The organism is Arthrobacter sp. AFG20, from assembly GCF_002892795.1.
GTDB lineage: Bacteria > Actinomycetota > Actinomycetes > Actinomycetales > Micrococcaceae > Arthrobacter.
This window is the reverse complement of sequence record NZ_PJMC01000006.1, coordinates 182,410-194,245: the sequence shown is the minus strand read 5'-3', so window position 1 is coordinate 194,245 and position 11,836 is coordinate 182,410. Positions and strand designations below refer to the sequence as shown.

Below are 11,836 nucleotides of genomic sequence, written 5' to 3'. Positions count from 1 at the left end.
GGCTCTGTCTATGTCGATGAACCCGCAGCAGAGGCAGTTCCAGGAAGAGCCCGCGAATCCGAGCTGGATGGGCCACGTCCAGCCGCAGAACTACCGGCCGGCGCCGGGGCACCGCGGCGGTGCGGTGTACCAGGTCATCCCGGAGGCCGCGTCCACCGTGGCCGCCCGCCCGGGGGCAGGGACGCTGGGGCTCGTGGTGGGTGGCGGGATCCTTGCCTTCGTCAGCCTTTTCCTTGTGGTGCCGTTCCTCCTGTCCAGCACCGGCGTCACCGGCTTCGTCATCGGTTTTGTTGCCTCCCTGATCCCGCTGGCGGCTGTGCTGTTTGCCGTCGCCGTCATTGACCGCTGGGAACCCGAGCCAAAGCGCCTGCTGCTGTTTGCCTTCACCTGGGGCGCGGCCGTGTCCATTGCCGTGACACTGCTCATTCAGCCGGTCTTCGCCCTCGCGGCCCCGGCCACCGATGAGGCGTCCTTCCGCGATTTCATGACCACCGTGCAGGCGCCGGTGGTGGAGGAATTCGCGAAGTCCCTGGGCCTGCTGCTGCTTCTCCTGTTCGCCCGCCGCAACTTTGACGGCCCTGTGGACGGGGTGGTGTTTGCCTTCACCATCGCGGGCGGCTTCGCCTTCACCGAGAACATCCTGTACTTCGGCCGGGCGATCGCCGAGTCCAGCACGCCCGGCAGCGACCTTGCCCAGATCTTCTTCCTGCGCGGGGTGATGTCGCCGTTCGCGCACGCCATCTTCACCGGGACCACGGGCCTGATCATGGGCCTGGCCGCGCGGCGCTGGCATTCCGGTGTTTCCTTGCTCGCATTCTTCGTGGGCCTGGTTTCCGCCATGATCCTGCACAACAGGTGGAACAGCATGGGACAGGATTTCCTCGCCCAGTACGTGTTGGTGCAGGTCCCAATCTTCCTGCTCGCCGTGGCCTGCATCGTGGTGCTGCGGGTGGCGGAAACACGCCTCACCCGGCAGCGCCTCCAGGAATACGCCGCCGCGGGGTGGTTCGCGCCGGCCGAGGTGGAGCTGCTGTCCACTCCCGGAGGCCGCCGGCAGGCTGTGCGCTGGGCGGCGTCCTACAACCGGGGCGATCAGATGAAGGAGTTCGTCAAGGCGGCGACGCGCCTGGCATTCATCCGGCAGCGGATCCTCAGCGGCAGGGATGTGCCGTCCCACCAGCAGGACGAGGTGCAGCAGCTGCGCCACCTGACCGAACTTCGGGCCGCAGTCCAGCAGTAAGGTCCGGGCCAACAGCATCGGGGACGCAGGAAGCCCCTGCCGGGAACCCGGCAGGGGCTTTCTGCGTAGTACTCAGCTCAAGCTCAGCTCAGGCGAGCAGGGACGGCTTCAGCTGCTGAAGGCGCCCCAGGAGGCCGTTGATGAACGACGGCGACTCGTCGGTGGAGAGCGTCTTGGCCAGAGCGACAGCTTCGCTGACGGCGACGCCGTCGGGAACGTCGTCGTTGTAGAGCAGCTCCCAGGTGCCAATCCGCAGGATGATTCGGTCTACGGACGGCATCCGCTCAAGGGTCCAGCCCTGCGAGTAGGTCTCCAGGAATTCGTCGATGGTGGCCTGCATCGACACCACACCTTCAACGATCTCAAGGGTGTACGGGTTGACGATCTGGTCGGTCCTCTCGCGGCGTGCACGCAGCACGTCGAAGGCCGAGACGGAGCGCTGCTCGGCTTCGAAGAGGACCTCGAGAGCCCTGTTGCGGGCTTTACCGCGGGCGCTCACTAGTCGTTGACCCGGCCCAGGTAGCTGCCGTCGCGGGTGTCGACCTTGACCTTGGTGTTGTTCTCGACGAACAGGGGCACCTGGATTTCGTAGCCCGTCTCCAGGGTGGCGGGCTTGGTGCCGGCGGAGGAGCGGTCGCCCTGCAGGCCCGGCTCGGTGTAGGTGATTTCAAGGACAACGCTCGGCGGCAGTTCGATGTACAGCGGGTTGCCTTCGTGGATGGCGATGTTGACCATCTGGTTTTCCAGCATGAAGTTGGTGGCATCGCCCACCGTGGCACCGGAAACAGTGATCTGGTCGTAGTCCGAGGTGTCCATGAAGACGAAGTCGGCGCCGTCCTGGTACAGGTACTGGTAGTCGCGGCGGTCAACGGTGGCGGTCTCGATCTTGAGGCCGGCGTTGAAGGTCTTGTCGACGACCTTGCCGGACATGACGTTCCGCATCTTGGTGCGCACGAACGCACCACCCTTGCCCGGCTTGACGTGCTGGAACTCGATGACGTTCCAGAGCTGGCCCTCAAGCTTCAGGACAGTTCCGTTCTTGATGTCGTTTGTGGTTGCCACTGGTTTCCTCTGGTTGTGTCTGACTGGTTCTGGCTGCCAGCTGGTTATGTCAAGCAGGCATGCCGAACGGCGCGCCAGCGTGTAGTTATCAAAAATCCAGAAACTATTCTAGCGGAAAAGGCAGGCACGGTTTTCGGCGCCGCCTGGCGGCACGGCCGGAGGACCGCTGCGGGCCCAGCCGGAAGACCCTGTCAGGAGGCCAGTTCGAGGACGTCCCGCGCCCGCTGCAGCGCTACGGTTGAGGAATAAATCAGGGCCGCATCGGCGGACTGGGCAACGCGCAGGTCCAGCGCCCGGGCGAAGGATTCCACCGCGGCACCGATGTTCCCTGCAACGAAGTGCGTCCGTCCCAGGTACTGGTGGACAAGGGCCTCGTTGGCCGTGCCGTGCGCCTCTCCGAGGAGCTGCCGGAAGAGTTCAATGGCTCGGTCGTAACGGTGGGCCACGCGCAGGACATCCGCCTCGTAGGCCCGGAGCCGGAACGACTCCGGGTCCTTGTAGCGGGCCTCTGCCAGCAGTTCGGCGGCGTCGGCCGCGTGCCCCTCCACGAGCAGCACCAGGACCCTTTCGGCGGGGTCGGTGGACGCCTCGAACGCGGCGGCGCACGCCTCTTCGTTGACGATTTCAGGAAGCAGCGTTTCCGGGTTGACCCGGATCCCCGGGAACCCGCCGTCGGGCCACTCGATCGTTCCGCCCTGGTCGTCGCGCATCAGGAGGCAATCTCCTGGTAGGCAGCGAAGAGCAGGGAGGTATCGGGCACGTCCAGGATTCCCGGCTTCGCGATCCCGTCGAGGACCACGAAACGGAGCAAGTCGCCGCGGGACTTCTTGTCGCGGCGCATGCCGTCGAGAAGCCCCTGCCAGCGGTCCCGGCGGTACGTGACGGGCAGCCCGAGGGATTCGAGGATGCTGCGGTGCCGGTCGGCGTCAGCGTCGCTCAGCCGGCCCACGCTGCGGGACAGCTCGGCCGCGAACATCATGCCCACCGAGACGGCAGCGCCGTGCCGCCACGAGTAGCGTTCCACGAGTTCGATCGCGTGGCCCAGGGTGTGGCCGTAGTTCAGGATTTCGCGGAGCCCGGACTCCTTGAGGTCTTCAGAAACGACGCGGGCCTTGACGGCGATGGCGCGCTCGATGAGTTCACGCAGGGCGTCGGAGCCGGGATCCGTGACGGCCTCGGGATCGTTTTCTACGAGGTCAAGGATGGCGGGATCGGCGATGAAGCCGCATTTGATGACCTCGGCCATGCCGGAGATAATCTCGTTCCGCGGCAGGGTCTTCAGCGTGTCAAGGTCGGTGAGGACGGCGGCGGGCGGGTGGAAGGAACCCACGAGGTTCTTGCCTTCGGCCGTGTTGATCCCGGTCTTGCCGCCCACGGCCGCATCGACCATGCCGAGGAGGCTGGTGGGCATGTGGATGACCTTGACGCCGCGCAGCCAGGTGGCTGCCACGAAGCCTGCGAGGTCGGTGACGGCGCCGCCGCCGACGGAGACCACGGCATCGGAGCGGGTGAAATCGTTCTGTCCCAGCACCTGCCAGCAGAAGGCAGCCACCTGGATGTGTTTGCCTTCCTCGGCGTCCGGGATTTCCGCGGTGACGGCGGTGAAGCCGGCAGCGGCCAGTTCATCGCGGACTGTGTCGCCGGTGAGCCGGAGGGCCCGCGGGTGGATGACGAGGACGCGGCGGACGCGCTCGCCCAGCAGTCCCGGCAGCGTGCCGAGCAGGCCGCGGCCAACTACGACGTCGTAGTTGTCCCCGGCCGACTGGCCGGTGACCTTGATGACGGTTGATTCGCTCACTTTTCAACTTCCTGTTTCGCGGCGGCGCATCCTTTGGCTGCCGTCGTCGCGGTTTTGTTGATCTCGCGGGTGGTGGATCCGGGTGACTTGCCGGCGGCGAAGTCGCACAGGGCCGCCTCCAGCTTCAGGCCCAGTTGCGGCACGGTTCCCTGCCGGACATCCAGAACGATGTCCGCGAGGCGTTCATAGACCGGCTTCCGGGTGGCGAACAGCGCCTTCCAGCGCCGGATGCCGTCACCGGCCAGCAGCGGCCGCCCGGAATTCTTGGCGATCCGTGCGGCGACGGTATCGGCATCGCACTCCAGGTAGACGACCGTGCACCGGTCCAGCAGCTGCTGGGTGCCGGAGTCCAGGACCGAGCCGCCGCCGAGGGAAACCACCGTGGGGGTGCCGGCAGCGGCTTCGATGATGCGGGCAACGGTCCGGGCCTCAATCTCCCGGAAGGCTCGCTCGCCGCGGCTGGCGAAGATATCCGCAATGGAACCGTGGCCCTCCACGATGACCGCGTCGGTGTCCACGAACGGGGTGTCCAGCTGTTGCGCCAGCTGCTGTCCGATCGCAGATTTGCCGACCGCCATGGGCCCAATGAGCACAATGGGCCGGTCCCCTGCGGCGCAGGGTGTCTTGCTCCGGGGCACTAGAGTCCGATCGTATCCAGCGACGCCGGAATGCTCTCGAGGTAGCCCCTGATGTTGCGGGCGGTCTCGGCCACGGAGTCGCCGCCGAACTTTTCGGTCACGGCCTCAGCCAGGACCAGCGCAACCATGGCCTCCGCCACCACGCCGGCAGCCGGAACCGCACAGACGTCCGAGCGCTGGTGGTGTGCCTTGGCCGCCTCGCCGGTGCTGATGTCGATGGTTTTCAGGGCGCGCGGCACGGTGGCGATGGGCTTCATGGCCGCGCGGACGCGCAGGACGTCGCCGATGCTCATGCCGCCTTCGATGCCGCCGGCGCGGTTGCTGGTGCGGATGATCCTGCCGTCAGCTTCCTTGACGATCTCGTCGTGGGCGGCGGACCCGCGGCGCGCGGCGGTGAGGAAACCGTCGCCCACCTCAACGCCCTTGATGGCCTGGATGCCCATCAGGGCAGCGGCCAGACGGGAATCGAGGCGGCGGTCCCAGTGGACGTAGCTGCCGAGTCCCGGGGGGAGGCCATAGGCAAGCACCTCCACTACGCCGCCGAGGGTTTCGCCTTCCTTGTGGGCGGCGTCCACCTCCGCAACCATGGCGTCAGACGTTTCCCGGTCGAAGCAGCGCAGCGGATCGGCATCGAGCGCGATCACGTTGCCCGGCACCGGCAGCGGCCGGCCCTCGGGGACGGTCACGCTGGCGATGGAGACAGTGTGGCTGACAAGCTCAATGCCGAGGTGCTTGAGGAACTGGGCGGCAACGGTGCCCATGGCAACACGCGTAGCAGTTTCCCGGGCGCTGGCGCGCTCAAGCACGGGACGGGCCTCGTCGAAGCCGTACTTCTGCATGCCGGTGAAGTCGGCGTGTCCCGGGCGCGGCCGGGTCAGCGGGGCGTTGCGGGCCTGACCCTCGAGTTCCTCGGGAGCCACGGGATCGGCTGACATGATCTGTTCCCACTTGGGCCATTCGGTGTTGCCCACCTGGATGGCGACGGGGCCGCCCTGGGTGATGCCGTGGCGGACACCGCCGAGGATCGTGACGACGTCCTGCTCAAACTTCATCCGTGCCCCGCGGCCGTAGCCGAGCCGCCGGCGGGCAAGGGCATCGGCGATCTGCCCGCTGGTGAGTTCAACACCTGCGGGGACGCCTTCAATAATTCCGACCAGTGCCGGGCCATGGGATTCACCGGCGGTCAACCAACGCAACATAAAAACCATCCTGCCATGTCTGGCGGTCAGGACACCCGCCGGGGTGCCCCGACTGCGTCGCACATCACATCTATGACGTCGGCACTGCCGGCCTCTGCCAGGCCGGTGAAATGCCGGACCTGCTCCACCGCCTGGTAGAGCAGCATCTCAAGGCCGGGAACCACTGTTCCGCCGCCGGCGTGCCAGGCGGCGGCAATCCGGCTGGGCCAGGGATCGTAGGCGACGTCCAGCAGGACGCCGTCAGTGCGCCGTCCCAGTGCTTCCAACTCTGCCGCCATCCCGTCAGCAGCCCGCGGCGGCAGCGTTGAGATTACGACGCCGGCACCGGCCATCGCTTCGACCGCACCTTCGAGGGCATGGACGGTGATGTCCATGCCGAGTCCGGCGGCTGCGGCCTTGGCTTCTTCGGCCCGGGCGGTGTTCCGGACGTACAGGTCCACGGACACGGCGCCCAGCTCCCGCAGGGCTGCCACTGCCGCGGCTGCGGTTCCGCCGCCGCCTAGAATGACGCCCGCGGGGGCGTCACTGGCTCCGGCGTTGCGGAGGGCGTTGACGATCCCCGCGACGTCGGTGTTATATCCGATGCGCCGGGCGGCCTCCCCCGCACCTTCGAACACCACGGTGTTGATGACGCCAAGGACCCGGGCCACGCCGCGGACCTCGTCCACCTCGGAGACCATGGCCTTCTTCAGCGGCATGGTGACGGACAGTCCCCGCCAGCCGGCTTCGGCACGGACGGAGTCCATGAACGCCGGCAGTGACTCTTCAGTCACATCGATGGCGCTGTAGCCGATGTCTGCTCCGAGCCGCGCGTAGGCGGCAAGGTGGAGCGCCGGTGACTTCGAATGGCCGATGGGGTGCCCCAGGACGGCTGCCCGCAGGCTCATACGCAGCGGCCCGGGTTGGCCTCGCACCAGGCATTGTACTGCTCGACGTAGCCGTTGTGCTCGGCCAGCGTCTTGGAGAACTTCGTCTCCTTGGTGTCGAGGTTGATGGTCACCCAGTACAGGTAATCGTTGTCGTTTGGCTTGGCCGCCGCGTCGATGGCATTCTTGCCCGGCGATCCGATGGGCCCGGCGGGCAGGCCCTGGATGGCGTACGTGTTGTACGGGTTGGACTTGTCTGCCTTCTCGGCCTCGTCGATGTGGAAGGTCTTCTTACCCAGGCCGTACGTGACTGTGGCGTCCGACTGGATGAGGCCATTCGTTTCAGTGTTGGTGGGCTTCAGCCGGTTGTAGATGGCGCCGGCCACGTCCTTGTACTCGGCCTGGCCGCCCTCTGCCTGCACGATGCTGGCAACGGTCACGGCGTCATACTGCTTGGCGGCGTCAGTGACGCCCTGTGCCTTCAGTTCATCCTGGGTGGTCTTCACCAGTTTGGTGAGGATCTCCCTGGCGGTGGTTCCCAGCGGGAAACGGTACTCCCCCGGTGCCAGGAACCCCTCCAGGTTCTTTGCCTTCGCCGTCAGTCCGAACTGCTTGGGCGCGTCGCTGAGCGCCTTCAGCTGCGCCAGCGAAAGACCGGAGCCCTCAGAGATCGCCTGCAGGGATTCATCGATCCGCAGGCCTGCATTGAGGGCGAAGTACATGACCTTTGCCTGTCCCTCGTTGAGAAGTACGGAGACGGCATCGGAGTTCTTCATTTCCTGTTTGAAGTCGTACTCCCCCGGCGACAGGGTGCCGCCGGAGGCGGTCAGGGCTGCCATGAAGGTGTCGGCGTTGGCCACCACCTTCGCGTCTTCGAGCTTGGCAGCAACGGACACCGGACCTTCGCCCGGATCGACCGACACCTTGACCTGGCCGGTGCCGGGGCCGGGGAAGTCGCCAGGCTTGTCGTTCCCCAGCAGCGGTTTCAGGAACTGCGCGCCGACGACAGTGGCGGTGACGAACAGCGCGAGCGACAGCAGCAGCGCCACGAGGCGGCGCCGGCGCCGGACTTTCTTGGATGGCCGGGCCACCGTGGCTACGTCTTCGGCGCCGGCCAGGAGCTGGTGCCCCACGGCCTGTTGCTCGTAGTGCTCATGGTCCTCGTAGGTGTCATGGCCTACTGCGTCATGATGGATGTCATAGTGGTGGCCATCCTCATGATGGACGCCTTCCTCAGGCCCATGGTGGCCATCCGCGAATTCCGCAAAGTGCGGCGCGTCTTCGGACTGGACGCCGTGAACCCCGGATGCCGCTTCTTCATGTGTGGCAGTGCCCGTGGGCACGGCTGCTTCCCCATGTTCGGCGGGGTCGTGGATGGTCGGCGGAACCGGCGGAGCGTCGGGAACCTCGGCGGCCGGTACAGCGTGGGCGGGGGGAACCTGTGCGTCAGGAATGTGGGCTTCCGGGACAGGGGATGCGGCGGGAACAGCCACGGGTGTCGCTGTTGCCGCAGTCCGGGCACCGTCCGAACCGGAAGCAGAGTCAGAAGCCGAAGCCCCGGTCCGCTGCGCGGAACCCGCTCCAACGTGCACCTCTTCACCGGACTCGTAGGCCTGCTCGGGCACGGCATCGCCGGACTCGGCGGTGACGGCCTTCTCGCGGGCGCGGATCTCCTTGCGTGTCAGGGGCAGTCCGGCGTCCGCGAAGGGGTCGCCGGAGGAGTCGTCGCTGTTGACCGGGCTCACTGTAGCTTTCCATCCTCTGAAGATCGTGTTTCCTTTTCCGGAGACGGCCGTGCAGCAGTTTCTGTTGCGGCGGCGTGTCCGGGCAGCCCCGTACGGGGAAGCGCGCGCACACGGCTCCCCACATCCGTTCCCCTGGCTTTTTGCATGTCGATGGCGTGCTGCAAGATTCCTGCAGCCGCAACCTGATCCACCACTTTACGGTGATTTTTGCTGCTCATGCCAGCTTCGTGAAGGCTGCGATGGGCCGTGACAGTGCTGAGCCGCTCGTCAACCAGGTGTACCGGGACGTCCGAACCGGCCCGCTCCAGCGCGTCAGCCAGCAACTGTGCGTACTCCGTGGCCATGCGGGCTGAGGCGTGTTCCTCGCCTTTCATGGTCCGCGGCAGGCCCACAAATATCTGCACGGCTCCCCGGTCCGCGGCCAGGGCGGCAATGATCCGGACGTCCAAATTCTTCTTGGGATTGCGGTCCAGCGTCTTCAGCGGTGTGGCCAGGATCTCGTCCCGGTCGCAGATGGCGACGCCAACGCGGACGGTCCCCACGTCCACCCCCAGTTTGATGCCCCGGGGGTGGTCGTGCGGCTGAGCAGAAGAAGTCACGGTTCGTTAGCGCCTGGTGATGGCATCGACGACGGCGGACAGTGCGGCACCGACCTTGGAGGCGTCGGTGCCGCCGCCTTGGGCCACGTCGTCCTTGCCGCCACCGCCGCCGCCGAGGATCCCGGCAGCGAGCCGGACCAGCGCGCCGGCCTTGACTCCGGCTTCACGGGCGGCTTCGTTGGTGGCCACCAGGATGACCGGGCGGTCGTTGCTGACGCCGGCAACGGCAACTGTGGAGGCAACGGATCCGAGCCGGTTGCGCAGGTCCAGGGCGAGGCCGCGGATATCGTCGGCACCGCTGACCTGGCCGGCGTCGTGCGCGATGACCCGGACGCCGGCGGCGTCCACGGCGGTTCCGGCGAGCTGGGCCGCAGCGGCCGCGAGCTGTTCCTTGCGGAGCCGCTCGAGTTCCTTTTCGGTGGCCTTCAGCTTGGTAAGGGTCGCGGAGATGCGGTCCGCCAGCTGCCCGGAGGGCACCTTGAGCATCTCGGTGAGTTCGGTCACGAGCGCGCGTTCGGCGGCCAGGTGCCGGAAGGCGTCCATGCCGACGAACGCCTCGACCCGGCGGTTTCCGGATCCGACGGACTGCTCGCCTAGCAGGGACAGGCTGCCGATCAGGGAGGTGTTGGACACGTGGGTGCCGCCGCACAGCTCGCGGGACCACGCGCCGTCGATCTCCACAACCCGGACCTCGCTGCCGTAGTTCTCGCCGAACAGCGCCATGGCGCCGAGGGCCTTGGCCTCGGCGAGGCCCATGACCTTGGTGTCCACCTGGAAGTTGTTGCGGATGGCGAGGTTGGAGACTTCCTCGACCTCGGACTTGGTGGCGGCGCTCAGCCCTTCGCCCCAGGCGAAGTCGAACCGGAGGTATCCGGCCTTGTTGAACGAACCGCGCTGGGTGGCCTGCGGGCCGAGGATCTGGTGCAGCGCCGCGTGCACGATGTGCGTTCCGGTGTGTGCCTGCTCTGCAGCGTGGCGCCGTTCGCGGTCCACCGCGGCACGGACCAGTGCGTCGGAGGCGATCTCGCCCTCGCGGACGATGGCCTTGTGCACGCTCAGGCCCTTGATCGGACGCTGGACGTCCAGGACCTCGACGACGAAGCCGTCGCCGGTGATCAGCCCGGTGTCGGCTGCCTGGCCGCCGGCCTCGGCGTAGAACGGGGTCTCGGCGAGCACGAGTTCGATTTCATCGCCGGTGGCTGCCTGGGACACCTTGCTGCCGCGGCTGAGTATGCCGCGAACCCGGGACTCGCCCTCGAGGTCGGTGTAGCCGGTGAAGACGGTTTCGCCTTCTGCCAGCAGCTCCTGGAAGGCGGAAAGGTCGGCGTGGCCGCCCTTCTTGCCCTTGGCGTCGGCCTGGGCGCGCTGGCGCTGCTCGAGCATGAGCTTGCGGAACTCGGGCTCGTCCACCTTCAGGCCGGCTTCCTCGGCCATTTCCAGCGTCAGGTCGATCGGGAAGCCGTAGGTGTCGTGCAGCGCGAACGCGTCGGCGCCGGAGAGGGGACGCCCGGCAGCCTTGGATACGTTGACGGCATCCTCAAGGCGGGCGGTGCCGGAGGCGATGGTGCGCAGGAACGCCTTCTCTTCGGCGTAGGCGATCCGGCTGATGCGGTCGAAGTCCGTGTCCACGATGGGGTACACGCCCTTCATGGCGTCGCGCGAGGCGGGCAGCAGGTCCGGCAGGCAGGCCTGTTCCACGCCCAGCAGGCGCATGGAGCGGACCGCGCGGCGGATGAGGCGTCGCAGCACATAGCCGCGGCCTTCGTTGGAGGGCGTGACGCCGTCGGCGATGAGCATCAGGGAGGACCGGATGTGGTCAGCAACAACGCGCATGCGGACGTCATCGGTGTGGTGCGGGTCATCCTCGGTCTCGGCGGAGGTGTATTCCCTGCCCGAGAGCTTGGCGGCCATGTCAATGACCGGGCGCACCTGGTCGGTCTCGTACATGTTCTCGACGTCCTGCAGGATCATGGCGAGGCGTTCCATGCCCAGGCCGGTGTCGATGTTCTTCTTGGGCAGTTCGCCCATGATGTCGAACTCGACCTTCGAGCGGACGTTGTCGATCTGGTACTGCATGAACACGAGGTTCCAGATCTCCACGTAGCGGTTCTCGTCGGCGATGGGTCCGCCCTCGGCGCCGTAGGCCGGGCCGCGGTCGTAGTAGATCTCCGAGCAGGGCCCGGCCGGGCCCGGCTGGCCGGTGGACCAGTAGTTGTCCGACTTGCCCATGCGCTGGATGCGCTCGGCGGGGACTCCCGTGTTCTTGAGCCAGAGTTCCTCGGCTTCGTCGTCCTCTTCATAGACGGTCACCCAGAGCAGCTCAGGCGGAAGTCCGTACCCGCCGTCGGCAACGCTCGTGGTGAGCAGCTCCCAGGCGAACTTGATGGCGTCTTCCTTGAAGTAGTCCCCGAAGGAGAAGTTGCCGCACATCTGGAAGAAGGTGCCGTGGCGGGCGGTCTTGCCCACTTCCTCAATGTCACCGGTGCGGATGCACTTCTGGACGCTGGTGGCCCGGGAGTAGGGCGGTTCCTCGCGCGCGGTCAGGTACGGGATGAACGGAACCATGCCGGCAACCGTGAACAGCAGGGAGGGGTCGCTGGAGACCAGCGATGCGGAGGAAACCGCCGTGTGGCCTTTGCTGACGAAAAAATCCACCCAGCGCTTTGTGATCTCCTGCGACTTCATGAGC

The 11,836-nt window shown here is 66.7% G+C and carries 11 protein-coding genes; 1 reads left to right on the top strand and 10 read right to left on the bottom strand.

The window, feature by feature from the left end:
* Positions 1-10: 10 nt before the first annotated feature.
* Positions 11-1,240, top strand: a complete 1,230-nt coding sequence (locus CXZ05_RS09660; protein WP_258006522.1) for a PrsW family intramembrane metalloprotease — start codon at positions 11-13, stop codon at positions 1,238-1,240.
* A gap of 88 nt (positions 1,241-1,328) precedes the next feature.
* On the opposite strand, the gene nusB is transcribed toward CXZ05_RS09660, so the two are convergent.
* The 10 genes from nusB to alaS form a co-directional block, all read right to left on the bottom strand.
* Positions 1,329-1,739, bottom strand: a complete 411-nt coding sequence (nusB, locus tag CXZ05_RS09655; protein ID WP_003800750.1) for a transcription antitermination factor NusB — start codon at positions 1,737-1,739, stop codon at positions 1,329-1,331.
* Positions 1,739-2,302 (bottom strand): elongation factor P, encoded by a 564-nt coding sequence (efp, locus tag CXZ05_RS09650; RefSeq protein WP_102972375.1) that lies wholly within the window; start codon positions 2,300-2,302, stop codon positions 1,739-1,741. The genes nusB and efp overlap by 1 nt, the downstream gene beginning before the upstream one ends.
* A gap of 191 nt (positions 2,303-2,493) precedes the next feature.
* Entirely contained in the window at positions 2,494-3,012 is a 519-nt protein-coding gene (locus CXZ05_RS09645) for a tetratricopeptide repeat protein (RefSeq protein WP_102972374.1), read from the bottom strand.
* Complete coding sequence (gene aroB / locus CXZ05_RS09640; RefSeq protein WP_102972373.1) at positions 3,012-4,100, bottom strand: 3-dehydroquinate synthase; 1,089 nt, start codon at positions 4,098-4,100, stop codon at positions 3,012-3,014. Before aroB ends, CXZ05_RS09645 begins: the two co-directional genes overlap by 1 nt.
* Complete coding sequence (locus CXZ05_RS09635) at positions 4,097-4,738, bottom strand: shikimate kinase (RefSeq protein WP_102972372.1); 642 nt, start codon at positions 4,736-4,738, stop codon at positions 4,097-4,099. Before CXZ05_RS09635 ends, aroB begins: the two co-directional genes overlap by 4 nt.
* Positions 4,738-5,937 (bottom strand): chorismate synthase, encoded by a 1,200-nt coding sequence (gene aroC / locus CXZ05_RS09630; RefSeq protein ID WP_102972371.1) that lies wholly within the window; start codon positions 5,935-5,937, stop codon positions 4,738-4,740. The genes CXZ05_RS09635 and aroC overlap by 1 nt, the downstream gene beginning before the upstream one ends.
* Before the next feature lie 26 nt (positions 5,938-5,963).
* On the bottom strand, positions 5,964-6,824 hold the full coding sequence (locus CXZ05_RS09625) for a shikimate dehydrogenase (protein ID WP_102972370.1): 861 nt from the start codon (positions 6,822-6,824) through the stop codon (positions 5,964-5,966).
* Positions 6,821-8,548 (bottom strand): endolytic transglycosylase MltG, encoded by a 1,728-nt coding sequence (mltG, locus tag CXZ05_RS09620; protein ID WP_102972369.1) that lies wholly within the window; start codon positions 8,546-8,548, stop codon positions 6,821-6,823. Before mltG ends, CXZ05_RS09625 begins: the two co-directional genes overlap by 4 nt.
* Complete coding sequence (gene ruvX, locus CXZ05_RS09615) at positions 8,545-9,147, bottom strand: Holliday junction resolvase RuvX (RefSeq protein ID WP_102972368.1); 603 nt, start codon at positions 9,145-9,147, stop codon at positions 8,545-8,547. The genes mltG and ruvX overlap by 4 nt, the downstream gene beginning before the upstream one ends.
* A 6-nt stretch (positions 9,148-9,153) precedes the next feature.
* Positions 9,154-11,832 (bottom strand): alanine--tRNA ligase, encoded by a 2,679-nt coding sequence (alaS, locus tag CXZ05_RS09610; protein ID WP_102972367.1) that lies wholly within the window; start codon positions 11,830-11,832, stop codon positions 9,154-9,156.
* Between the last annotated feature and the right edge of the window lie 4 nt (positions 11,833-11,836).